At 32.8% G+C, this 24,540-nt stretch carries 21 protein-coding genes; 8 read left to right on the forward strand and 13 right to left on the reverse strand.

Translation table 11 applies throughout. From position 1 onward, the window contains the following. Window positions 1-153: 153 nt before the first annotated feature. The 3 genes from HNP35_RS01465 to HNP35_RS01475 all read left to right on the forward strand — a co-directional run bounded on the left by HNP35_RS01465 (window position 154) and on the right by HNP35_RS01475 (window position 5,119). Window positions 154-636 (forward strand): regulatory protein RecX, encoded by a 483-nt coding sequence (locus HNP35_RS01465; protein WP_411268042.1) that lies wholly within the window; start codon window positions 154-156, stop codon window positions 634-636. Between the two features lie 398 nt (window positions 637-1,034). Then, entirely contained in the window at window positions 1,035-1,427 is a 393-nt protein-coding gene (locus tag HNP35_RS01470; RefSeq protein WP_184159143.1) for a hypothetical protein, read from the forward strand. Between the two features lie 2 nt (window positions 1,428-1,429). Next, complete coding sequence (locus HNP35_RS01475) at window positions 1,430-5,119, forward strand: T9SS sorting signal type C domain-containing protein (protein WP_184159141.1); 3,690 nt, start codon at window positions 1,430-1,432, stop codon at window positions 5,117-5,119. A gap of 43 nt (window positions 5,120-5,162) precedes the next feature. Here HNP35_RS01475 and HNP35_RS01480 read toward each other — a convergent pair whose 3' ends face one another. From HNP35_RS01480 to HNP35_RS01500, 5 genes are all read right to left on the reverse strand, one after another. Further along, window positions 5,163-5,777, reverse strand: a complete 615-nt coding sequence (locus tag HNP35_RS01480) for a hypothetical protein (protein WP_184159138.1) — start codon at window positions 5,775-5,777, stop codon at window positions 5,163-5,165. Next, complete coding sequence (locus HNP35_RS01485; RefSeq protein WP_428993643.1) at window positions 5,767-6,198, reverse strand: RNA polymerase sigma factor; 432 nt, start codon at window positions 6,196-6,198, stop codon at window positions 5,767-5,769. Before HNP35_RS01485 ends, HNP35_RS01480 begins: the two co-directional genes overlap by 11 nt. Window positions 6,199-6,277: 79 nt before the next feature. Then, window positions 6,278-7,141: a TraB/GumN family protein gene (locus HNP35_RS01490; protein ID WP_184159134.1), complete on the reverse strand. Its 864-nt coding sequence runs from the start codon at window positions 7,139-7,141 to the stop codon at window positions 6,278-6,280. A gap of 71 nt (window positions 7,142-7,212) precedes the next feature. Continuing rightward, window positions 7,213-7,407: a hypothetical protein gene (locus tag HNP35_RS01495; RefSeq protein ID WP_184159132.1), complete on the reverse strand. Its 195-nt coding sequence runs from the start codon at window positions 7,405-7,407 to the stop codon at window positions 7,213-7,215. 162 nt (window positions 7,408-7,569) lie between these two features. Next, window positions 7,570-8,706 carry an aminotransferase class I/II-fold pyridoxal phosphate-dependent enzyme gene (locus tag HNP35_RS01500; protein ID WP_184159130.1) on the reverse strand — a complete coding sequence of 379 codons (1,137 nt, stop codon included), beginning with the start codon at window positions 8,704-8,706 and terminating at the stop codon, window positions 7,570-7,572. 100 nt (window positions 8,707-8,806) lie between these two features. Between HNP35_RS01500 and HNP35_RS01505 the strand changes: the two genes are divergently transcribed. Both HNP35_RS01505 and HNP35_RS01510 read left to right on the forward strand, forming a co-directional pair. Beyond that, window positions 8,807-9,649 carry a DUF2975 domain-containing protein gene (locus HNP35_RS01505; protein WP_184159128.1) on the forward strand — a complete coding sequence of 281 codons (843 nt, stop codon included), beginning with the start codon at window positions 8,807-8,809 and terminating at the stop codon, window positions 9,647-9,649. A 2-nt stretch (window positions 9,650-9,651) separates the two neighbouring features. Then, window positions 9,652-9,864, forward strand: a complete 213-nt coding sequence (locus HNP35_RS01510; protein WP_184159126.1) for a helix-turn-helix domain-containing protein — start codon at window positions 9,652-9,654, stop codon at window positions 9,862-9,864. Window positions 9,865-9,920: 56 nt separating this feature from the next. Here the strand turns inward: HNP35_RS01510 and HNP35_RS01515 are convergent, their stop codons facing one another. From HNP35_RS01515 to HNP35_RS01550, 8 genes are all read right to left on the reverse strand, one after another. Beyond that, window positions 9,921-10,559: an NAD(P)-dependent oxidoreductase gene (locus HNP35_RS01515; RefSeq protein ID WP_184159124.1), complete on the reverse strand. Its 639-nt coding sequence runs from the start codon at window positions 10,557-10,559 to the stop codon at window positions 9,921-9,923. 188 nt (window positions 10,560-10,747) lie between these two features. Continuing rightward, window positions 10,748-11,029, reverse strand: a complete 282-nt coding sequence (locus HNP35_RS01520) for a FoF1 ATP synthase subunit delta/epsilon (protein ID WP_184159122.1) — start codon at window positions 11,027-11,029, stop codon at window positions 10,748-10,750. 92 nt (window positions 11,030-11,121) lie between these two features. Then, window positions 11,122-12,633: a F0F1 ATP synthase subunit beta gene (atpD, locus tag HNP35_RS01525; protein WP_184159120.1), complete on the reverse strand. Its 1,512-nt coding sequence runs from the start codon at window positions 12,631-12,633 to the stop codon at window positions 11,122-11,124. Between the two features lie 233 nt (window positions 12,634-12,866). Then, entirely contained in the window at window positions 12,867-14,438 is a 1,572-nt protein-coding gene (locus HNP35_RS01530; RefSeq protein ID WP_184159118.1) for a G-D-S-L family lipolytic protein, read from the reverse strand. A 49-nt stretch (window positions 14,439-14,487) separates the two neighbouring features. Continuing rightward, entirely contained in the window at window positions 14,488-17,259 is a 2,772-nt protein-coding gene (locus tag HNP35_RS01535; protein WP_184159116.1) for a TonB-dependent receptor, read from the reverse strand. Between the two features lie 309 nt (window positions 17,260-17,568). Beyond that, window positions 17,569-19,419, reverse strand: a complete 1,851-nt coding sequence (gene glmS / locus HNP35_RS01540) for a glutamine--fructose-6-phosphate transaminase (isomerizing) (protein ID WP_184159114.1) — start codon at window positions 19,417-19,419, stop codon at window positions 17,569-17,571. A gap of 9 nt (window positions 19,420-19,428) precedes the next feature. Next, on the reverse strand, window positions 19,429-21,036 hold the full coding sequence (locus HNP35_RS01545) for a DUF4270 domain-containing protein (protein WP_184159112.1): 1,608 nt from the start codon (window positions 21,034-21,036) through the stop codon (window positions 19,429-19,431). Between the two features lie 22 nt (window positions 21,037-21,058). Further along, entirely contained in the window at window positions 21,059-21,865 is an 807-nt protein-coding gene (locus HNP35_RS01550) for a glycogen/starch synthase (protein WP_184159110.1), read from the reverse strand. 77 nt (window positions 21,866-21,942) lie between these two features. Between HNP35_RS01550 and panC the strand changes: the two genes are divergently transcribed. The 3 genes from panC (at window position 21,943) to HNP35_RS01565 (ending at window position 24,540) form a co-directional block, all read left to right on the forward strand. Then, window positions 21,943-22,821 carry a pantoate--beta-alanine ligase gene (gene panC, locus HNP35_RS01555; protein ID WP_184159108.1) on the forward strand — a complete coding sequence of 293 codons (879 nt, stop codon included), beginning with the start codon at window positions 21,943-21,945 and terminating at the stop codon, window positions 22,819-22,821. A 14-nt stretch (window positions 22,822-22,835) separates the two neighbouring features. Further along, a complete protein-coding gene (panD, locus tag HNP35_RS01560) occupies window positions 22,836-23,186 on the forward strand; it encodes an aspartate 1-decarboxylase (RefSeq protein ID WP_008465481.1) in 351 nt (116 codons plus the stop codon). 202 nt (window positions 23,187-23,388) lie between these two features. Beyond that, window positions 23,389-24,540: an alpha/beta hydrolase gene (locus HNP35_RS01565; RefSeq protein ID WP_184159106.1), complete on the forward strand. Its 1,152-nt coding sequence runs from the start codon at window positions 23,389-23,391 to the stop codon at window positions 24,538-24,540.

Consider the following 24,540-nt stretch of genomic DNA (forward strand, 5'->3'; position numbering starts at 1 on the left):
AACAAGATTAGACAATTGTTAAATTACCTTACAAAATTATTTAAATTCGGCACATACACAACATTTTACAATCTTTCTTTTTCACAAACATTAACAAATTTTAGAAGTTTTTTGTAAGTAAATTGTCATTTTTGAATTTAATCGTTAAAAAGCATGAAAAATCCGATGAAATGCGCTTTCACCATAAAAGAAGCTTTACAAAAATTAGAACACTTTTGTGCCTACCAAGAGCGATGTCATGAAGAAGTTGTTTCGAAATTATACAGTTTAAAAATGACCTCAGATGAGATTGACACTATCATTGTCAAGCTTATTGAAGATAATTTTTTGAATGAAACTCGTTTTGCCTGCAGTTTTGCTCGTGGAAAACATCGCATTAAACATTGGGGAAAAATCAGGATCACTAATGAACTAAAAGCAAGACAAATTTCATCAGCAAATATCAATTTAGCTTTGAAAGAAATTTCTGCAGAAGAATATTTTGAAACATTTGAAAATCTTTCTGAAAGATGTTGGAATAATTTATCCGAAAATAACGCACTAAAAAAACGCAAAAAATTTTGCGATTATATGCTTCGAAGAGGTTATGAAAGTAATTTGGTTTACGAAAAAGTAAAAGAATTAGAAGTAAGCTAATTCTTTAAAAATATAAAACTGCAATTCTTTCACAATCATCATTTCTAACTTCAGATTATACTAAAATCCGCACAAAAAACCATTACAACATCTGGTTGTAAATTATTCCAATTTTGATCATTTTATTGCTAAACTCGCGTTTTTTAGTCCAAAAATTCAAAATCACCCTTAAAAAAACATCATTTTTTACGATTATTCTTATAATTATTTTTGAAGTTTTATAAGAATATCCGTAAGATGTTAATTTTTTTTGTGCATTTCGTCGAGTATTTTAACAATTCATCGAATATATATAGGTATTGAAAACCCTCCTTATTTCTAGCTCGTAGATGTATATATCTTTGCTTCGACTGAAAAGTCCTATGCCAGCATAACAAACTGATAGAAAACATTTAAGCATGAAAAAAACTTTACTTTTATTTTTATTGTTACCTTTTTTTGGATTTGCGCAACAATTGAGTGGTGATTATGTCATTAGCTCTGCAAATCCACTTGCAAACTTCAGAACTCTTGCACTTGCTGTTGATCAAATAAATACACGTGGAGTTAGTGGACCTGTAAGATTCTTACTTGATGAAGATCAGAATTTAACTTCTTTACTTTCAATCAATATCATTGCAAACACAAGTACAACTAACACGTTTACTATTAAACCAAACACTGGTAAAAACATTACTATTACAACGACAATGGCTAGTCCATCAACTGGTATTCCTGCTGTTATTAGATTTAATGGCACTAACAACGTAATTATTGATGGTAGTAATTCGACTTTAAATACTAAAATTTAACTTTGACTAATACTGATAATCTAGGTTATATAGCAAGATCAATTATTTGGATTGCCAGTAATGGTTCTATTGGTTCAACAAATATTACCATTAAAAATAGCAATTTGCGTTTTGCAAATCGTAATTCAGGCAGTACGCTTTTAACTGGAGTTTATTCAGGAAGCAATAGCCTTGGAGGCGATAATAATATAGCTGAGAACACGAATAATGGTGCTAATTCCAACATTTCAATTATCAACAATGAAACATTCAATGTTAAAGACGGAATTAACATTAATGGAAATGCTACTACAGCAAATTCTCCTACAGGATGGAAAATACAAGGAAATAAAATTGGGACTACAACCGTTGCAGAAAAGCCAATTAGAGGAATTTATCTATCTAATGCTTTAAATTATGAAATTTCAGGAAATACAATTTCTGGGATTAGAAATACTGTTAATGACGGAAACGATTGTGCTGCTGTTGTTTCGTTAGGAAGTAGTGCAGGAACTATTTCAAGCAACTATATTACTGATATTGCTAATGAACAACATAACAATTCTAAATATTCAGCAGGGATCCTTGTAAAAACAACTGGAACTACAAACATTACTAATAATATTATTAGTAATGTCTATAATACTACTGCAGATTCAAATAATTACAACTATTATAACAGAGCTCATAACATTTTCATTTATTCAGGAAGTGCAACTAACGTATATTACAACACTCTTATCGCAAGTGGAGCACCATCTGGAACAAATAGTGCTTCTTGTTTATACACTCAGGGAGGTTCTGGAATTAATATAAAAAACAACATTTTTGTAAATCAACAATCTAATGAGCAATATGCTATATTCCTAAATGGAGGAACATTAGGACAAATCAGCAATAATGATTATTATGTTAATAGTAGCACTAATAAATTCTTAAACAGAATATCAAGTACTCTTTATACAGCTACTACAGCCGGAACTGTACCTGCAGCTTGGAATTCAGCTGTAGGAGATTCAGCTTCTCAGACTTTTCTACCAACATTTGTTGCACCAGGAACAGATTATCATATACAAGATGTTACAGTTAACAACAACTTAACTGGGGTAGCAATTGCAGGCATTACAACAGATATTGATGGAGATACAAGAGTAAAACCTTACATAGGCGCTGACGAGGTTGTAAAATGTGTACCAGCAGGAGATCAAACTTCTTTCGGTTCTGAATCTTGGATTGGATATGTTTACAGCTTTACAGGAAACACTGCTCCAAACCCAGCATATAATACTCTACCAACTGGAACAACTTATTTAGGAACGGTTACAGAAAGCACAAGAAATTTTGACAGAAATGTTGATACTGGTGCAGTAAATGGTGTTACAAGAAATTTTTGTGATACAGCGCCAACAGACCGATTCTTTGTAAGATATAAAATGACTGCAAATATTGCTGAAATAGGTCAATACAACTTTACGATTGGTAGTGATGATGGAGTTAGACTTTATATCGATGGTGTTAAAGTTCTTGAGCGTTGGAATCAGCATAGCTATACTGTAGACGCATTTTTATATAATTTCACTACAACGGGTAATCATCAATTTATTTTAGAATATTTTGAGGTAGATGGTTCATCACGTGTCGCAATTTCATTTGGTGCAGTAAAAGGCGACCAAGCACTTCCTTATGGAAATAATGTTTGGAACGTTTATGGTTTAACGAAAAACGATTTAAATCTAAGCAACACGGTATATGCAGGATATTATGTAGATTCTAATGTTAATGTAAATTCAAAAACATACTGGGATGCAGACAAATCTCCTTCTTCTGCAACAAATTGGCAGGGAGCACCAATACCAAATGATAACTTTACAGTTTCTTACAGACGTCAAGGTTTTCCTTGTGGAACTTATAGAATTGAGCTTGCAAACTCAGATGATGCAACTCAAATTTATTTAAACGACAATCTAATATTTACACAAGCTGGATATACAAATACTCCTGCTTACATTAATGGTACAACTACATATATTCTAAATAGCACTTCTAAAATCGAAGTTCGTTTAAGAGAAGACGGAGGAAATGCCAACGTTGGTGTTAATTTTGTTAGAGTATTGACAACTTATACTGGATCTGAAACAGTTAATTCAAATACTTCAATTGTAATTAGTTCGCCAACCGTAACTTTAGGTTCAGACATTCAGGTTTGTTCTTGTACAGTTAATTCAGGTTCTACTTTTAATATTCCAAGCGACAGAACTTTAACTGTTGATGAAGATATAAATGTACTTGGAACAGGAAAACTTGCAATACTAAGTGGAGGATCTCTTCTTCAGACTTCTACAAGCAAAACAATGTATACTGGAAATGCGACGACGTCATTTGAAGTTCAAAGAACGACAAATGTAAGACGTATGGATGCAACATATTGGTCAATGCCTGTTACAAATGCAGCTTTTACCATGGCTACTTTGTCTCCGAATACCTTACTTGACAAATATTATTGGTATGATCCTAATTCATCATGGACTGTTAATCTTAACGGAACAATGCCGATGGAAGTTGGAAAAGGTTATAATATAAGAGCTCCACAACCTTATGATACTAATGTAGCTGCACCATTTACCGGTGTATTTAAAGGAATTCCTAATAATGGTGATATTGCTCCCGTTGTGATAGCAAACAAATTCAATTTAGTAGGTAATCCTTATCCTTCAGCTATAAGCGCAACGGCTTTGATTAATGGAAATACAAACTTAGGAACACTTTATTTTTGGACTCATAACTCATCTCCGGTATTAAACCCAAGTGATGGAAAATATTATTACAACAATGCCGACTTTGCAGCATTTAATCTAACAGGATTTACTGGAACAAGTTCGGGAGCAACGTTAAACGGACAGCCTTTTGAAGGATATATCGCAGCAGGACAAGGATTTTTGGCAAAACCAAAAACAGGAACTTTAACTTTCAACAATACAATGCGTATTGCCAATAAGAACAAACAATTCTATAAATCTAATGACTCAGGTGAATTAGAGAGAAATCGTTTGTGGTTGAATTTATCTAATGATCTAGGTGCATTCAAACAAATTTTAGTTGGATACATTGAAGGAGCTACGAATAGCTTTGATATTAACTATGATGCCAATACTTTGGGTTCTAATAGCAGTGCTGATTTTTACAGTATCAACGAATCGAACAATATGACTATTCAAGGACGTGAACTTCCTTTTGACAATAAAGACATTGTTCCTTTGGGATACAAGGCAGCAACTGCAGGAGAATATACCATTTCAATTGATCATGCCGACGGAATTTTTGATACTCAAGAGGTTTATCTAGAAGATCTAACAACTGGTAAAACAGTAAGCTTACGTACTGAAAATTATAAATTCACGACAGAAGCCGGAACATTTGCAAATCGTTTCAATCTTCGTTATACTTCTAAAACATTAGGAACTGGAGATTTTGAAAATGCAGAAAATGCAGTTATGATTTCAGTAAAATCAAAAATCGTAAAGGTTACTGCTACTCAAGAAAACATAAAAGAAGTGCAGATTTACAATATCGGAGGTCAATTAGTTTACAATAAAAACAAAGTTGATTCGAATGAATTACAAATAACAAATTTACCATCTGGTAATCAAGTTTTAGTAGTTAAAGTTGTTTTAGAAAACGGCTCAGAAGTTTCTAAAAAAATTATCTTTAATTAATTAAAAAAAGAAAAACCCATCGTAACTGATGGGTTTTTCTTTTTTATTCTTCTTTCAATTCGTCTATTACTTTTCTGATTTCCTTAGCGTATTTTCCATAAAAATATTGCACCCACCATTCTAAAGCCAGTCCCATAAATAAGATACTAAATGTAACTACAGCAAAAACACTTATTAATTGTGAATTAGTAAATTCTGTAAGTTGAAAATTAGGGGCTTTTGAAAACTCATTGTACAAAAAGCCGATTAAAAATAAAACTATAAAAGGAGTCAGAGCAAATCCGAAGGTTTTATATAATTCCATATTCAATTTTACGTCAAAATAGGTTTCATACAAACTATCTTTTGTTTTTAATGTAATCTTGTTTAGTCTCTTATAAAAAATATAAAGCTTAACCAAATAGTACACACAAACGGCAACAAATATGCTAAACATTAAGTAAAAAGGAGCAATCCATTTTTCTGGAAAAGCATATGCATAAGGCGTAAAAGCCATTAATAAAACTGCTACTGTCTGCATTATAAGCTCATTCTTTAGATTTTTTCTAATCTTATCTAAAGGTGTATTGGCCGAATTAATTTTTTCTAAATTATCTGGAAGAACAACATTTTCATTCTTTTCGTTATTCCATGCGTTTTGTATATCGTTAAAATCCATATCCCTGATTTTTAATTATTTCTTTTAATTTTTCTTTTGCTCGGTTTAGTTTCACTCTTGCATTTCCTTCTGAAATTCCTAGATTTTCACCAATTTCTTTATGAGAGAAACCTTCTAACTGATAAAAGATAATTGCCTTATCAATTTTTTCGAGTTTTTGTACTGCTTTATAAAAATGATCCAGCTGACTTTCCTTGATATGTGAATCGCCTTCCTCTTCTTTAATATTTTCCGAAGCAATTTCATATTTGTCAACCTTTCGTTTTTCTTTTCTGAGAAAAACGATAGCAGTATTTACCGCAACCCGATACATCCAGGTCGAAAACTGACTTTCGTTTCGAAATGTTTCATACGACTTCCAAAGCTGACAAACAATTTCCTGAAATAAATCTTGCTGATCGTCATAATTATCCATGTACATTTTTGAAACCTTGTACAGAATACCTTTATGACTTTCTATCCGATTTAAAAACTCTTGCTCTTTTTCTTTCAAAATAGTTTTAATTCATTACTGGTTTTACAATATATCCTGCCTTTCTTAATAAATTAATTACTCCAAACTCTCCACCCAAATGCCCCGCGCCTACTGCAAAAAATACACTTTCTGTTTTCATCATCTGTGGCATCTCTTTAATCCAGTTCAAATTTCTTTGATCTAGAATCATCTTTCTAGTTTTTTCGCTTGTAAATTTTTTATCGGTTACGTTATTATACAAATCATCAATGTTTTCACTTTTATATGAAGCTACTAATTTATCCGTTTCATTTTGATTTGATTCACTTAACATTTGAATCATTTCATCATTTGTATAAGCATTTCCAAGAATTGAAAGTTGCGATTTTACTGTTTCTAAACCGCCAATTTGAATATTTCTTTTCTTTGCCATTTCAATAAATTCCATCTCATACAGCTTTATATCTGCACATCCGAAAGTTTTCATAGAAATTAAACTCATTACGGTCATTAAACTAAAATTATCCACTTGCTGCACAGTCATTCCAGTTTTAGTTTTTAAAATTTCATCCAATTTAGACAAATGTTCTGGACTTAATAATTTGCTTAAAGGCTCTTTTCCCATTGCCATTTTCTGCATGTCTGCCATTTCTGACGGATCAGCAAAGTTGATTTCTAAAACTAATTTATTAGATGCATCGAACGCTTTTTTTGTTTTTTCTGAAAGAAAATAATCCGGCGAACAAATCATATGAACTGTTCCATATAGATAAGACGGTTTTGTCAATCCATTTCCTGAAACTTCCCATAAAAGTGAATTTTCAAGTTTTGGAGATTTTGTCTGCGCTTGAACAGAAGAACTAAATACAATTGCGATTACTGCTATTACTGATTTGATTAGATTTTTCATTTTGTTGATTGTTTTAAAGTGATTATTTGATTGATTTTGATTGACTCTTTTGATGACTGAAACTCCTTAGTTTATTTACTATATTTTTTTCGTTGCCATGAAGCAGCAGATGCTACAAACAAACAAAGCGTGATTAAAAGAAGTTCTTTATTAGGTTTTCCTAACATAAAATGATTTGCTACAGCATACCCAAAACCTACAGAGGTTAAAAAAGTAAAAATAAAATTGAAAATTTTTTCGCTTATTGATGTTGATTGTGTTTTCATAATTGTTTTGGTTTATTTGATTACGACTCGTAAGTGACCAAACATTCAAAACGTTACAAAAAAATTTAAACTTTTTTCAAAACATCAGTAAATACTGGCATTCCGAAAGAAAAAAAATTCACTCTAAAAAAAAAAATAGGAAGTGAAAAATCAGCATTAGCACTAAAAAATGAAATCTCGAAGTAATTCTAAAACTAAGTTAATTTCTTCTTGAGAATTATAGCTATGAATACAAAAACGCAAACGTTCTTGACCTTCTGGAACTCTCGGTGAAAGAATGGCTTGCACATCAAATCCTCTATCTTGAAGTAATTGAGCTAACTGTTTTACATTTTCATTTCCAGGAACAATAGCAGAATGTATCGCAGATTTACTATGAACGAACATTGGTTTTAAACCCAATAAATTCTTCTGCTGATTAAAAAAAATGATGTTTTGACGAAGTTTTTCTCTAGCATCATTTTCTCTATCCAATTGCTGATACGAAATCAAAATAGTGGCAACCGCGTGAGGCGAGAGAGCAGTTGTGTACAAAAAGCTATTTGCAAAATTAATCAGGTAATTTCTAAGCTCGTTGCTTCCTAAAATTGCCGCTCCTTGACATCCTAAAGCTTTTCCAAAAGTTACAATTCGCGCAAAAATTCTATTATGTAATTGCAAATATTGCGTGAGTCCTTCACCTTTATTTCCAAAAACACCTAAACTGTGCGCTTCATCAACAATTAAATAGCAATTATATTTTTCTGAAAGCACAATCAATTCTTCCAAATTCGGACTATCGCCATCCATCGAAAAAATAGTTTCAGTTACAATGTAAATAGTAGTGTCTGGAAATTTAAGAATAAGACGTTCTAAATCTTCAAAGTCATTATGAATAAAAGAATGCGATTTGGCAGCCGAAAGAGAAATTCCATCCTTTATAGATGCATGACACAATTCATCATACAAAACAACGTCGTTTTCTTGCGGTACAGCGCTAAAAAAGCCAATATTGGCATCGTAACCCGAATTAAAAATTAATGCCGCTTCTGAGTCATGAAATTCAGCGATAAAATTTTCTGTAATTGAATAAAGCGAATGGTTTCCAGAAATTAACCTAGATCCTGTTGATCCATTTTGAAAAATTTCATTTTCCAGCAAATAAGCGTGGACATGTTTAAAAATATACTCTGATTTCGAAAATCCGATGTAATCATTTGAAGAAAAATCAATCAAATTATTAAACACAGGCAATTTTCTAAACAGCTCTTCTTGTCTAGAATTTTCAATCTTTCTATTTAGACCTTCTGGTAATTCCATAAAAACAAAGTTAAAGAATAAAAATTTATCGTTTTAGATATTTTTATTATCGTTTATCAATAATTTTTATATATTTACATCGAACTAAAAACTAAAACTTATGAAAACCAATAATAGATTAATTACAATACTTTACATTATTTCGCGACTTACATTCAGATTTTCGCAACTCGTATTATTATTTGTTCTAATTTTTGAATGCATACCAAATGGCACTTTAGGAAGTTGGCGTTCAAATATGCATCACACAAAAGGATATAAAATAAATACCCAAATTCAATTAAACGTTCCCGATAGCGTAATTATATACAAAAGCAAAATAAACAAAAGTGCTGGTTACGTTTCTAAATCAGGAATAAAAGAATTTGATGACCATTTTGATGATCATTTTAATAGAGTAAAAAATGACACTACATTAAAAAAAACATATCAGATAAACACTTTTGAAATCTATAATAAAAATTTTGTCGATATTAAAAAAGAATTTAAAAACCTAAATATTCAAAACACAGATTCGACGGTAGAAATTATAATTAATCCAAAAGATTATTTTTTAAAATCAATTTTGATACTTAAAAACTATCTATACTTAATTATACTATTATTTGTTAGCTTTCAATGCATGCGTTTATTTAAAGAATTAAAAGATAACTTTGCATTTGATATGGTCCTAACTCAGAGAATTCAAAAAATAGGTTATTCACTTATTGCTTTTCCTGTTCTAAACATGATCTTTTGCTATATTATAATGCAATATTTCACTAGAATTAATTATTATCATTATACCAATTCAATCTATGGCCAGGGATATAATTTTATGAATCTAACTCCCCTTTTTGAATATAATTTACAAACTCTTTTTCTTGGATTAAGTTTAGTAGTTTTAGGCAAATTATTAAAGCACGGATACAATCTTCAAAACGAAAACGACTTAACAATATAATTATGCCAATCATTGTAAATCTCGACGTAATGCTTGCAAAAAGAAAGATGCGTTCAAACGAATTAGCAGAACGAATTGGCATTACAACAGCAAATCTTTCGATATTAAAAACAGGTAAAGCGAAAGCTATTCGTTTTTCAACTCTAGAGCTCATTTGTGAAATACTCGAATGTCAGCCTGGAGATATAATGGAGTTTGTTAAGGAAGAAGAATAGCTAATATATTTATCAAAAGAGCAGATCGAATTGATCTGCTCTTTTTAATTTCCTTTTTATAAATTACTAATAAAAGGCGACTGACGCTTATATTTAGATTCAATCATTTCTCGAGCCACAAACTTTGAAATATCTACAGCTGAAATTTTATCTCCTAAACAATCTTCTACATTTACTACTACTTCAGAACTATTGTCTGTAAACTCGATAAAAGGAACACGAACTTGCGTCCAATTCACGTCGCTTTTTTCCAAAAGTGTATATGCTTTTTGGCGATCTTCTTGAATTAACGGAAAATTACTTTTCATCCAATCTGTTGCCATAAGCGTTTTGGAACTCTTTTTATCGAACGGAGTATCGATATTAAGCCCAGCTAGCAAAACATAACGGTCAATTCCATATTCTTTCATTGCCTTCAAAACATTTTCCGTTGTTTGATTTGCAACTAAAGGCTCATCTTTTCTTTGACCAATAGTACTTAACACAGCCTGACAATCTTTCAATAATATTTTTATAGATTCAAAATGAAGTGCATCGCCTTCGATAATTTCAATATTATTATTTTGGATATTGAATTTTTCAGGATTTCTAAGTAGAATTTTTAATTGAAATCCTTCATTCAACAAATGGTTTACAAGATAATTTCCTGTTTTCCCACCACCGCCAAGAATGGCAATTTTTGATATATTTTTCATAAGTATTCTTCATAAAATTTGACATAAATAAGTTGCGCTTTATCAAACTAATAAAGCGGAAAAGACAAAAGCTTACTGAACTTTTATCACTATATCAATATTTTATAAAGAGATTTTAATACTTCAAAAGTAAAGAAATAAAAAAAGCCAGACAAATGCCTGGCTTTTTTGTTTATTCTAAAATTGTCTTAGTCAACTAATACAATTATTTTATTGTCTTTCATCTCGATAGTTCCTGACTTAATCTCTAAAGTATAAGTTTGGTCATTTACTTTCGTGAATTTATCAGCTGCTTCCTTAGAAAAACTGAAGCTTGGAGCTGCAATTTTAATTGTTCCTTTTTCCAAAATAGAAACAATAGGCGCGTGATGATTTAAAATCTGAAAGCTTCCATCAACTCCTGGCAAAGTAACTGAAGTTACTTCTCCTGAAAATAATTTAGCTTCTGGTGATACTATTTCTAAAATCATAACTTTTTTTTAAGTTCCAAATTATAAAATTCCAAATCCCAATTTTGGAATTTGGAATTTTTATTTTTTGATATTTTTCAAGCTATGCTTGATTATGCTTCAGCTAACATTTTCTCTCCAGCTTCGATTGCATCTTGAATAGAACCTTTCAAGTTGAAAGCTGCTTCTGGAAGGTGATCTAACTCACCATCGATAATCATGTTGAATCCTTTGATAGTATCTTTAATATCAACTAATACACCTGGGATACCTGTAAATTGCTCTGCTACGTGGAATGGCTGAGACAAGAAACGTTGTACACGACGAGCTCTTGATACTGCAAGTTTATCTTCTTCAGATAACTCTTCCATACCTAAGATCGCGATGATATCTTGAAGTTGTTTGTATTTTTGAAGAATTTCTTTAACTCTTTGTGCACAGTTGTAGTGCTCATCTCCTAAGATGTGTGGAGTCAAGATTCTTGAAGTAGAATCTAACGGATCAACCGCAGGATAGATACCTAACTCAGCAATTTTACGAGACAATACAGTTGTAGCATCTAAGTGCGCGAAAGTTGTAGCCGGCGCCGGGTCAGTTAAGTCATCCGCAGGAACGTAAACCGCTTGTACAGATGTAATAGATCCTTTGTTTGTAGATGTAATACGCTCTTGCATTGCACCCATCTCAGTTGCTAATGTTGGTTGGTAACCTACCGCAGATGGCATACGTCCTAAAAGTGCCGATACCTCAGAACCTGCTTGTGTAAAACGGAAGATATTATCAACGAAGAATAATACGTCTTTTCCTTGATCTGATCCAGCTCCATCACGGAAATACTCAGCGATAGATAATCCTGAAAGTGCCACACGTGCACGAGCTCCAGGTGGCTCATTCATTTGTCCGAAAACGAAAGTAGCTTTAGACTCTCTCATTCCTGGCATATCTACTTTAGATAAATCCCATCCTCCATTTTCCATAGAGTGCATGAAATCATCACCGTATTTAATAATTCCTGACTCTAACATCTCACGAAGCAAGTCATTTCCTTCACGTGTTCTTTCACCTACTCCAGCGAATACTGAAAGTCCACCGTGACCTTTTGCGATATTGTTGATCAACTCCTGAATCAATACTGTTTTACCAACACCAGCACCACCAAACAATCCAATTTTACCTCCTTTTGCGTAAGGCTCAATCAAATCGATTACTTTAATACCTGTAAATAAAACTTCAGATGAAGTTGATAAATCTTCGAATTTTGGAGCTTGTCTGTGAATTGGCAAACCGTTTTCTCCAGTTTTTGGTAAATCACCTAAACCGTCAATGGCATCTCCAACAACATTAAATAAACGTCCATATACGTCTGGACCGATTGGCATTTGGATTGGATTTCCAGTTCCAACTACTTCATATCCTCTGCTTAAACCATCTGTTGAATCCATAGAAATGGTACGAACAGTGTTTTCACCAATATGAGATTGTACTTCTAGAACTAAGATTGTTCCATCTTTTTTCACGACTTCTAGTGAATCATAAATTTTTGGAAGTTCAACATCTTTACCGTTGAAAACTACGTCTACTACTGGTCCAATGATTTGAGCAACTTTTCCTATTACTTTTGACATTACTTATGTATTTATTAAATAGCTATTTAGGTTTATCGAAAATACCTCTTTTTTCAGAGCGCAAAGATAATTTTTTAAAATATAAAATCAATTTTTTTTTCATAAAAAATAGCACGATTTTGTTTGATTCATAAAACTTGGCGAAAAAACAACCAAAACATTCATTTTTTAGTTAAAAGAAAAAGCCGCTGCATTCTAAAAATGAGCGGCTTTCTTATTCTATTTCCAAAACATTATGGAAGTGTCTCTGGATATTGAATTGGATAAATACCTAAATCAACATGTCTTAAAGTCGAACTATACTTCGCATTTATGGCATCAATAAAGATATTAGCAATTAAACCATAACCTCTTGCACTTGGATGAACTCCATCTAGAGAAAATGCTCCTCCAGTTGCAAAAGAAGAACTCATTGTAAAATTTCCAAATCGAATTCCGCCACTTGCCAATTGCGTTAAAGTCGCTTTTGTATCCACAAATGCCAATCCTTTTTCAGTAGCTACCGCTTGAATTGTTGTGTTATAAGCGTCTGTCGCTTTTTTAATCTCTGCAATTTCAGTCGGAATCAGTACGTGTTTATCTTGTAAAGGATAGGATATTCCAAATGCGTTTAACGGTGCTGGCGGTGCAATTCCGATTCCAGAGTTTGCTGCAGTCGGCGCAGTTCCAATATCTGCTCTTGTTGTTAACAATACTAAATCTGTAGCTTTAGCTTGTCTTGCTTGCCCAAAAACAGCACCATAAAAAGCTGCGTTTTGTGCTCCCAATGTAGGTGTAAATGCAGCAGTCAGCTGTGCAGATAGATTAGTCAAAGTTTCATCTTTTATCAATAACGGACTTGCTCCAGTTTCAGAAAGTAAATTAATTCTATCTCCAGCGTTAAAAGCAGTCAAAGCTTGTTTTAACGGACCATATAATTGTGCATTAAGCGCTTTTATTGTTGCCACACCAACAGCTTCATTATTTTTTCCAATTACTTTAGCCGTAAGCGGATTATAAGGAACTGTTGTAAAATGAGGCAAAGCTGTAATATAAGGTAAATTTGCCACCACCCCTTTTGCTCCTTTTGCTGTTAAAGCAGTAATTAAATTAGTATAGACACTTGCAAAAACTGTTGGATCTGTAATATCGCTTCCTCCATAAGTCGCTGGATTCGGATTTCCTGTTTGATCTTTTCCTGTTCCCCCCGAAGTTGCATATGCTAAAACATCATTTCCACCAATAAACAAAGAGAAGAAAGTTGGATTCTGAGCAACAGCATCACCTATAACAGTTGCCGAAGAAGTACTTGCAAATCTTGCATAATAAGGATTAGCCGCACCAGTTGCAACACCTGCAACATTACCGTAATTAGCAGCTAACAAATGATAACTTTTCGCCCCAGGAACTCCTAAATTACCAAATGTACCACTTAAATGCGCAGTAACTTCAGTAGTTGGTTTTCCGGTAACATTTGTTGGCGTTTGAGTTTGTCCAACAAAATACAAACGCGTACCTGCAATTACATTTCCTCCTAAAAGCAGACCTCCAATATTATCATTCATAAGAGGTTGTGCAAAAGCACCACCGCCAGCAGCTGCAAATTGCTGTGACAATATATTTGGATATGAGTTCTCTTGTCCTTTTTTAAATAAAGCATTATCGCTATAACCTGCCGCGAAAGAATCTCCAAGGGCAATGTATTTTGCAAAATCAGCCGTACCAGGAACTACTGGAACTTCTGCTGGCGTATCATTATCATCGCTATTACATGAGGCCATAATGGCTAAAGAAACCAAAAACAACCATTTTATATTTTTTTTCATCTTAATTACTTTTAAATTATTACCACTTTCACCTATCAATCAATTATCATTACGGATTAATTGTCCAAGAAGCAAACCACATTTGACCAATCATACCCGCTCCAATAACCTGAAGATAATCTGATCCGAAAAGGTTTGTAGCCCCAACTTTAATAACAGATTTCCATTTTGGAAGTGCATAATTTATCTGAGCATCAAGAACAGTATTTTCCGGAATCATACCATCTCCAAAAGAAGATTCCCATAAATATTCTGAATTCCATCTTACGTTTACATTGAAACCTAAGTTTTTAATTACTTTAGCATTTCCTAAAGATGCTTTAACTCTATGTTTTGGAGTATTAAAACCAGCCACAAAATCAGGATCATCTGCTTGATTAAAATCAAATTGTGAATAGTTATAATTAACGCCTACTTCAAAATCTTTATATACTTTTTTAGACAAACCAGCTCCAAAACCAAAAGAAGAAATTCGTGCAGTTGTATTAGTATACACTTGATAAACTCTTCTGTCTCCAAATGCAAGAGCCTGATAAGATTCTGGCGTACCAACCGCTCCATAATAAGGAGAAATAACTCTCGCTGTATTCATGAAGTCATTATAAATATTATAATAAGCATTTAAATCTACTGATAAATCATTTTGAACAACAGTACGGTAACCTGCCTCAAAAGCTTGTACTTGTTCTGGTTTCACCAAACCAATATTAGCTACTTGGAGATCAGCTGGATTTGATGAAGCCGCAAAAGCTTGAACTGAAGCTACCGTATAAGCATTATGATAGGCATTTTGTCCTGACATGTTAACTGTTGCTGGTTGCCCTAAAGCTTGTCCAGCCGCACTAACATTTACTGTTTCTTGAAAACGATCTAAATTTTCAGGTGCCGATCCGATTAATGCAAATGGCCCTAAATCTAAGCCAATATATTGATCTTGTGTAGTTGGATTACGGAATCCTGTTTGATAAGATAATCTGAAGTTATGATTTTTAGAAGCTCCTGCAGAGTATACAAATGAAACTCTAGGCGAAACGTTTCCGTCGAAATTTTGGCTTTTATCATAACGTAAAGATCCTGTAAACTTCAATCTATCATCTAAGAATTTCTTCTGAAGCTGTGCGTAAGCACCATATTCTTTATATTCGATTGGACCATCATAATCTGTAAAGATTGTTCCTTCAGAATCCATTACATATTTTCTCCAAGAACCACCAACTTGAATTTCTGCCCATTTAATAATATCTCTAAAATTATAGTTCACATCTGAATGATATAATTTAGAATGATCAATAAATTTAGCCCCTTGAGTCAAATCTGGATTTGCAGTAACGCTTGATAATGCTTGATTAAACTGTGGGCTTCCTGGCTCAAATCTTGGAGAACCCGTTGGTTGAGGAATAAATGATATCTGAGCTGGCAATACATTATAATCTGCAAAGTTTCTCGCGATAGCAGCAGATTCATTAGCATTTGTTCCCATAACCGCACCTGCATATTGATAAGCCGTTGCGTAGTTTGTAAACCATTCTACATCAGATTTCGCTGCTCTGTTTACGTTCCAAGCTGCAAATCTCATATCATAAGAGTTTCCAGCATCTTCACTTGTAAAATAAACTCGTCCGAAAAAGTTTTTACCTTTTACTTCAAATTTACCTTGCTGCATTAAGAAATCCTTTAAAGCATATCTGTTTGCTCCTTGATAAATAGTACTTCCTGTACCTATTTTATATTGCAATATAAATTCTGTATCGTTATCCCAAGGTTTAATGTGCGCACTAAAATCCGCTTTCATACTCTGAACCTTATTATCTGTCAAATCTTGCTCACGATAACCCGTTCTACTAACTTGCCCTACATTCGGAATAAATGTTGTAACCTCGTCACCATAAATATTTAATCCATCATAATTTTGATTTACCGCGTGGCTATCACCTCCAGCAGTCATACTTCTTTTATCATTAGCAATCCATTCGCTAGCTTCCATATAGGTGAAATTCACTTTCATTGCAAAATGTTTAGTAAAAGCTTTTGCTGCTCTAATTCCAAAATCATTATAATCATTTGTACCCGCAGCATTCTGGCTAGTTTGTCCGTATTTATAATAAACACTTATTCCTTCATTTGTAAAAGGACTTTTACTAGTCATAAACATGATTCCGTTGAAAGCATTTGCTCCATAAAGAGCAGAAGAAGCTCCTGGAAGCAACTCTACACTAGCAACATCAATATCCGAAACACCAATAAGATTCCCTAAAACAAAGTTTAATGCTGGAGATGAATTATCCATTCCGTCTACCAATTGCATAAAACGCGTATTGGCCACAGTAGCAAAACCTCTAGTATTTACCGATTTGAAAGAGATACTACTTGTATTAAAATTTACCTCTTTTAAATTTTCTAAACCATCATAAAAAGTAGCTGCTGTAGTATTTTTAATTTCCTGAAGTCCCATACGTTCAATAGTTACAGGCGATTCAATAACCCTTTCAGGGGTTCTCGATGCAGAAACTACAATTTCATCCAATTTCGTTTCCTCATCTTTTAAAACTACATTCAATTTTTGATTTGCGGTAGTAACATTAATTGTTTTCGATTCAAAACCAATAGCCGAAACCTTTACAGAAAAAGGCAATTTTGTATTGGTCGTTAGCTTAAACGATCCGTCAAAATCTGTAGACGCACCGGTATTCTCGCCAACAATAACAACATTAGCACCTGGAATAGATTGTTTGTTACCATCTGTAACCGAACCTGTTATTGTATTCTGCGCAAAAGATACTCCGCTGAAGAACAACAACATAATTAGCAAGTAGACTCTCATTTGGGTTTAGTTTTTTCGTTAGTATATAGCCAAAATACACAAATATTTTAATATGTATAAAAAAACGTTAAATAAAATTAATTTTTAGCATCATATTTTACAATATTTTAACTATTTGGTAATTCAATTTCTTAGAATAAAAACAAAGAAATTGAGAAGAAAAACCAATATACTATGCATACATATAAATTTTTATCAAAAAATTGAAAAATTCATAAAAATACATATCCCGAAAAAAATTTTTGACAATAAAAAAAAGCGAGACCTAAATCTCGCTTTTTTAACATATTTGTATTTTAAAAATAGAATTTATTCTACCGTAACCGACTTCGCTAAATTACGTGGTTGATCAACATTACACCCTCTCATCACTGCAATGTAATAAGAAAGCAATTGTAACGGAATTGTAGTAACCAATGGAGACAATGCATCTGAAGTTTCTGGAATTTCAATTACATAATCTGCCAATTCACGAACCTGGATATCACCTTTTGTTACAACAGCAATGATTTTTCCACTTCTAGATTTAATTTCCTGAATATTACTTACAATTTTATCGTAATGTCCTTGTTTTGGAGCGATTACAATAACAGGCATCTGCTCATCAATCAAAGCAATTGGGCCATGCTTCATCTCAGCAGCTGGATAACCTTCTGCGTGGATATATGAAATCTCCTTTAATTTTAAAGCTCCTTCTAAAGCAACTGGAAAATTATATCCTCTACCTAAGTAAAGACAGTTTGCCGAATCTTTAAAAGCTGCAGCAATTTCTTTTGCTTTATCATTAGTTTCCAATGCTTCAGCAACTTTCTCAGGAATAATTTCTAATTCTTGAAGATAAGTATGAAAATCTGTATTCGACAACGTTCCTTTTGCTTTTCCTAATTTCAAAGCAATCATTGTTAAAACAGTAATCTGAGTTGTAAACGCTTTTGTTGAAGCTACTCCAATTTCTGGTCCAGCGTGCGTGTAAGCACCTGCGTGACTTTCTCTTGAAATAGAAGAACCAACCACATTACAAACTCCAAATACAAATGCTCCGTTCTCTTTAGCTAATTTAATAGCCGCCATTGTATCAGCAGTTTCTCCAGATTGAGAGATTGCGATAACAACATCATCTTTATTGATAATTGGGTTTCTATATCTGAATTCAGAAGCATATTCTACTTCAACAGGAATACGGGTAAATTCCTCAAAAATATATTCTGCAACTAAACCTGCGTGCCAAGAAGTTCCGCAAGCCACAATTAGAATACGTTTTGCGTTTAAAAATTTCTCTAGATTATCTTCGACACCAGCCATTTGAACAATTCCTTCATTAGCATGAAGTCTTCCTCTGTAAGTATCTTTAATTACGCTTGGCTGCTCGTAGATTTCTTTTAACATGAAATGGTCGTAACCACCTTTTTCAATCTGCTCCAAATTCATTTGAAGTTCTTGAATATAAGGATCTACTAAAGAGTCATCTTTAATTTTTCTGATTTTAATCGCTTTATGCAATCTAATATTCGCCATTTCGCCATCTTCTAAATACACTGCATTAGAAGTATATTCAATAAATGGTGATGCATCAGAAGCAACAAAATATTCTCCTTCTCCAACTCCAATTGCTAACGGGCTTCCTAACCTAGCCGCAACAAGTTCGTTTGGATTCTTTTTATCAAAAACAGCAATTGCATAAGCACCTACAACTTGGTTAAGTGCAATCTGAACCGCTTTACCTAATTTAATATTTTCTTTCTTTTGAACTTCTTCTATTAAATTAACTAGTACTTCAGTGTCCGTATCTGATTTAAAAGTATATCCTCTTTTGATAAGTTCTTCTTTTAATGGGGCGTAATTTTCGATAATTCCGTTATGGATAATTACTAAATCTCCAGAATTCGAAACATGAGGATGTGAATTGACATCATTTGGCACACCATGCGTTGCCCAACGCGTATGACCAATTCCAATTTTTCCATTTACAGTAAAACCTTCATTAGCTTTAGCTTCAAGATCTGAAACTTTACCTTTTGTTTTACAAACTTTTACGCCAGACTCTTCGTCATACAGCATAACGCCGGCACTGTCATATCCTCGATACTCAAGACGCTTCAGCCCCTTGATTACGATAGGATATGCCTCTCTATGACCGATATATCCAACAATTCCACACATATATATTTATTAATTTGGTTTCGTGTAGTAGACTTCAAGCCTCAATCTTTTATCGTTTGGAGTATTAGCTGAAACTTTACCTCCATACAAGATTGTACCTAAAGTACTCATAATTGATCCTCTTGGTACTTGAGAAAAATATTTTACCGGATCATCTTGAATTTGTGCCTTATTTTTTAACACATTCGATGCAACTGCAGCAGTTCCATTAGACTGAGAAACAACAAGTCCTAAATTAACGTTAGTAGCTGTAGCATCTTTAATAAGATTACGAATATGATTTGTAATTCTGAACTTATAACTTATACCTCTTTTATCTGTGCCTTTGCTAATTACTCCTCCATACGCCGCACCAAGTTCTGTTGAATAATCAGCTAAAACTGTATTATTATCTAAATCGTATAAATACAATCTAAGTGGCTCATCTGTACCAGTCATTTTTTCAGCATCTATGTAAAACACAAGATTTGCTTCATTTACCTTCCAATTGGTTTTTCTAATCGTTTCCAATTGTGCAGCAAAACCAGTCAGACGAATAACAGCAGCAGAACCCTGTCCTCCTTTTAAATAAAGTCTTTCGTCTCCTTCTGTTTTATTTACGTTAGTCGTTATAGCAGCTGCATAATCCGATTTCCAAACATTTTGTAAAAAATTAGCTGTACTAGCCGGATTCGCAGTACTTCCGGTAGTAAGATTTAAAACAATCTGTTTTCTCTCCGTTAAATTTGCATCATCTGTTGTAGAAGCCGTTTTTGCTTTATAATTAATAGTAATTTTTCCTTCAGCAAAATTCAAAAGCGCCATATTGCTGGCACTTGATCCCGATTTTGCAACATTAAAATACAAACCTCTAAAATACTCTTGAAAAACATCGTCAGAAGCTAATTTTGAAGCTGGTGCATTCAAAATTTTCTGTTGGAAAAATTCTTTATTAAGATGCAGAACCATCTGAGGTGCAGTTCTCGTAGTAGTTTCTTTTTTCGGATCAGTAGCATCAACTGTCTTTGTTACAATTTCTTTAGGATCAAAAAAGAATGCTGTATTTTCAACTGGACTTGCTATACTATCATTTAAAAAATTGCCCACTTTTTTAGTTTCGAATTCAGAATTTTGATCAGTATAATAAAATTGAGTCAATTGAGAACCTCCATTAAAATAACTGTTTCTCATCTGAATACCAGACTCATAAACCTTTAAATCTAGTTTTCCGTTTTTATCACCGTAAATAGAATCTAATACATAAGTACTAGCTCCGTCTGCATCTGTTGTTTTAGTTTTAACAAAATAAGGAATCGTAAGAACCGCATTTTCAATAACTGGAGATTCTCCAATTGTTGGAGCATAAGATGACAATACAACCTGTGTAACAAAATTTGCCGTTGTAGTTCCGAAAACTGGGTTATCATAAATACCCAAAGCATTTGTAGGAATAAAATTAGACTGAACAGGTGTTACTTCTTGATTAAAAGCCACAACATCATATTGTTCAGGTTCAAGCCCAAAATGATCATCTCCAATTAAACCATCACCAATTGCATTAAAATCTTTATCGCAAGAGTATAAAAAAACTACAGTTAAAGCTAAAAGAAATCTCTTAATAAAAGAAGTGTTAATCATTGTTTTATAATAAGTTAAAAATTTAAAGTCCAAATGTTCTATAGAAATTGGTATAAGCATCAGCAAATCCATCTTTCCCGGCGAAAGGTAAAAAAGGTTTTCCTGAAGATTCTATAAATTTTGTTAAACTTGGAGAAACATTTTCAGACGCAATGATTACTCCATCAGAATGTAATATACTCGCTTTTAAAACATTCTCGTAATTTGGAACTTCTAAATCTGATACTGATTCATGAGGAACACCATCAAATTTAACTTTATTGATCATTTCTAAATCTAAATTTTCATCAAAAGACTGTCCGTAAACAGAGGTGATAATTTTAGTTTCAGAAAATAATGCTTCGTGTTTATAATAATGTTTCATGTAGATTGGAAGCATTGCCGCTAGCCAACCGTGAACATGAATAATATCCGGAACCCAGTTTAATTTTTTTACTGTTTCTACGACACCCTTAGCAAAGAAAATCGCTCTTTCATCATTATCAGGATACAAAACACCTTCTTCATCAGCGAAAGTTGCTTTACGTTTGAAGTATTCGTCATTGTCAATAAAGTAAACCTGAATTCTTTCCTTTGGAATTGATGCTACCTTAATAATCAATGGCATATCTAAGTCATTCACTACCAAATTCATTCCAGAAAGTCTAATCACTTCATGCAATTGATGTCTTCTTTCATTGATATTCCCATATCTTGGCATGAAAATTCTTATTTGACCTCCTTGATCATTAATCATTTTCGGAACGTCATAAGACATTAAAGAAACCTCATTTTCAGCCAAATAAGGCACGACTTCAGATGATACATATAATATCCTCTTATCTTTCATAATAGTATTTTACTTAATTTTGGTAATAAAAACGTCGCAAAATTACAAAAATTTATGCAGTTTATAACTAATATATTATGTTTGCACTAAATTTTAATAATACCTCAATGCATATTTTCTACAGTAAAGCAGCGTTGATAGCCTATCTTAAAACTATCAAAACCGCAAATTCAACCATCGGATTTGTACCTACAATGGGCGCTTTACACCAAGGACATTTGGCTTTAATGCAGCGTTCGCTAAAAGAAAACGACGATACAGTTGTAAGCATTTTTGTCAATCCAACACAATTTAATAATCCAGAAGATTTAGCAAAATATCCTAGAACTCTCGAAGAAGATGTTAAGAAAATGCGTACATTAAGTGATAAAATCATTTTATATGCACCATCTGTCGAAGATATTTATGAAGGAAATACCGTTTCGCAAGACTTTGATTTTGATGGATTAGAAAATCAAATGGAAGGAAAATTCAGACCTGGTCATTTTAACGGAGTCGGAACTATTGTTAAAAGGCTATTTGAGATTGTAACTCCAACTAACGCTTACTTTGGAGAGAAAGATTTTCAGCAACTTCAAATTGTTAAAAAACTAGTCGAAAAAACTGGTTTACCTGTAAATATTGTTGGCTGCCCTATTTTTAGAGAAGAAAATCAACTGGCAATGAGTTCTCGCAATGAACGTTTAACTGCCGAAGAAAGAAAAGATGCTTCTATAATCTACAAAACTTTAACAGAAGCCAAAGAGATTTTTCAGAACAATTCTCCTCAAGAAACAATCGAATTTGTAGAAAATTCTTTCAAAGACAACAAAGAATTTCAATTGGAGTATTTTGTTATTGCTGACGAATCAACACTTTTACCTATCAATCAAAAGGAGAATGATAAAAACTATCGTGCATTTATAGCAGTATTTGTTAATTCTATAAGACTGATAGACACCATTTCATTTAATTAATCTAACTTTGCAGCATGCAAATTCAAGTTATAAAATCAAAAATTCATCGCGTTAAAGTAACGGGTGCCGATTTAAATTATATTGGCAGCATTACTATTGATGAAACTCTACTGGAAGCTTCAAATATTATTGAAGGCGAAAAGGTATCTATTGTTAACATTAATAATGGCGAGCGTTTTGAAACTTACGCCATTAAAGGTGAAAAAAATTCAGGCGAAATTACTTTGAATGGTCCTGCAGCAAGAAAAGTACAAAAAGATGATATCATCATTATCATTTCTTATGCTACTTTGGATTTTGAAGAAGCTAAAACCTTCAAACCGTGGATTATTTTCCCTAATGAAAATGACAATTCTTTAACCTAAGATTTTCCTTTTCTTATCGAATTCTCTTACTTTGTCAAAATTCCATTTTGTACAAGTAAATCTTCTTTTGCCTAATCTGAAAAGATTTTAGGCCACAAAACTTTGCTTCAATTTTAAAAACCCAACTTTATAAAGAAGCAAATAAAATAGTATATTGCTACACTATTTTTAATACTTTTTAATTCACTGAAACCCCAAGATCATGAAGAAAGTTTACCTACTAATTCTTTTTATTTCATTTTCGTCGTTTGCGCAAAAGACGTTCGATAACATTAAATCTGAAAAACTGGGAGAAGAACGAAGAATTACCATCGGGCTTCCCGCTTCTTACGAGGCAAATAAAGACAAAAAATATCCTGTTCTTTATTTATTAGACGGAGATTATTTGTTTGACCCATTTTCTGGAGCAGTAAGTTATGGTAATTATTGGGATGATATTCCAGAAATGATTATTATCGGAATTCACCAAAACAAAGACGGAGAACGTTTTGACGACACAACAATCGACCAAAACACTGGACTTCCTTTTGAAAAAGGTGCTAATTTTTTCGAATTCATAGGAGCAGAATTAATTCCTTACATCGAAAAAAAATATAGAACTTCTCCTTTTAGAATTATTGCAGGACATGATTTAACGGCAGGTTTTGCTAATTTTTATTTATACAAAGAAAAGTCCATTTTTAATGCTTATATCTGCCTAAGTCCAGAATTGGCAAATAAAATGGAAGTTCGTATTCCAGAAAAATTTGCCAAAATAAAAGAACCGATTTTCTTTTATTTATCTGCCGCTGATGGAGATATCAAAAAAATAAAAGAACCGATAGATAAATTGAACAGCAATATTAAAATCGCAAATAATCCGTTAGTAAATTATAAATACGAAGTTTTTAAAGGAACGACACATTATACAGAAGTGCTGCACTCTATTCCAAGTGCGCTTTATCAGATTTTTGAAGTTTATAGACCGATAAATTCTGCAGAATATAATGATAAAATTGCCGTTCTTCAATCTGGATATGCAGAATATTTAGAGAACAAATACAATACAATGTCACAAGTTTTAGGAGTTCAAATTCCTGTTAGAATGAGTGATTTTAAAGTAATTGAAAATATTATTTTAAGAAATAACGCTTATAGCGAATTAGGAAAGATGGCCGAAATTGGAAATGTCAATTATCCAAAAGCCATGTTGGGAGAATATGAATTAGGTTTAATGTACGAAAAGCAAGGCGATCCGAAGCATGCATCAAAAAAATACCAAAACGCTTCTCAAATGGAGCCAATTGGTGACTTGAATAAAGATATGATGTATGAGAAAATCGACGAGATGAATACCCTTGCAAAAAAAAAGTAA

The organism is Flavobacterium notoginsengisoli (assembly GCF_014207905.1).
GTDB classification, from domain to species: Bacteria; Bacteroidota; Bacteroidia; order Flavobacteriales; family Flavobacteriaceae; genus Flavobacterium; species Flavobacterium notoginsengisoli_A.

Excerpts from the sequence above, each read along its gene's own strand:
- HNP35_RS01465 (WP_411268042.1), top strand. The coding sequence starts at position 154 with ATGAAAAATCCGATGAAATGCGCTTTCACCATAAAAGAAGCTTTACAA.
- HNP35_RS01470 (WP_184159143.1), top strand. The coding sequence starts at position 1,035 with ATGAAAAAAACTTTACTTTTATTTTTATTGTTACCTTTTTTTGGATTT.
- HNP35_RS01480 (WP_184159138.1), bottom strand. The coding sequence starts at position 5,777 with ATGGATTTTAACGATATACAAAACGCATGGAATAACGAAAAGAATGAA.
- HNP35_RS01485 (WP_428993643.1), bottom strand. The coding sequence starts at position 6,198 with ATGTACATGGATAATTATGACGATCAGCAAGATTTATTTCAGGAAATT.
- HNP35_RS01490 (WP_184159134.1), bottom strand. The coding sequence starts at position 7,141 with ATGAAAAATCTAATCAAATCAGTAATAGCAGTAATCGCAATTGTATTT.
- HNP35_RS01495 (WP_184159132.1), bottom strand. The coding sequence starts at position 7,407 with ATGAAAACACAATCAACATCAATAAGCGAAAAAATTTTCAATTTTATT.
- HNP35_RS01500 (WP_184159130.1), bottom strand. The coding sequence starts at position 8,706 with ATGGAATTACCAGAAGGTCTAAATAGAAAGATTGAAAATTCTAGACAA.
- HNP35_RS01505 (WP_184159128.1), top strand. The coding sequence starts at position 8,807 with ATGAAAACCAATAATAGATTAATTACAATACTTTACATTATTTCGCGA.
- HNP35_RS01510 (WP_184159126.1), top strand. The coding sequence starts at position 9,652 with ATGCCAATCATTGTAAATCTCGACGTAATGCTTGCAAAAAGAAAGATG.
- HNP35_RS01515 (WP_184159124.1), bottom strand. The coding sequence starts at position 10,559 with ATGAAAAATATATCAAAAATTGCCATTCTTGGCGGTGGTGGGAAAACA.
- HNP35_RS01520 (WP_184159122.1), bottom strand. The coding sequence starts at position 11,029 with ATGATTTTAGAAATAGTATCACCAGAAGCTAAATTATTTTCAGGAGAA.
- atpD (WP_184159120.1), bottom strand. The coding sequence starts at position 12,633 with ATGTCAAAAGTAATAGGAAAAGTTGCTCAAATCATTGGACCAGTAGTA.
- HNP35_RS01530 (WP_184159118.1), bottom strand. The coding sequence starts at position 14,438 with ATGAAAAAAAATATAAAATGGTTGTTTTTGGTTTCTTTAGCCATTATG.
- HNP35_RS01535 (WP_184159116.1), bottom strand. The coding sequence starts at position 17,259 with ATGAGAGTCTACTTGCTAATTATGTTGTTGTTCTTCAGCGGAGTATCT.
- glmS (WP_184159114.1), bottom strand. The coding sequence starts at position 19,419 with ATGTGTGGAATTGTTGGATATATCGGTCATAGAGAGGCATATCCTATC.
- HNP35_RS01545 (WP_184159112.1), bottom strand. The coding sequence starts at position 21,036 with ATGATTAACACTTCTTTTATTAAGAGATTTCTTTTAGCTTTAACTGTA.
- HNP35_RS01550 (WP_184159110.1), bottom strand. The coding sequence starts at position 21,865 with ATGAAAGATAAGAGGATATTATATGTATCATCTGAAGTCGTGCCTTAT.
- panC (WP_184159108.1), top strand. The coding sequence starts at position 21,943 with ATGTTTGCACTAAATTTTAATAATACCTCAATGCATATTTTCTACAGT.
- panD (WP_008465481.1), top strand. The coding sequence starts at position 22,836 with ATGCAAATTCAAGTTATAAAATCAAAAATTCATCGCGTTAAAGTAACG.
- HNP35_RS01565 (WP_184159106.1), top strand. The coding sequence starts at position 23,389 with ATGAAGAAAGTTTACCTACTAATTCTTTTTATTTCATTTTCGTCGTTT.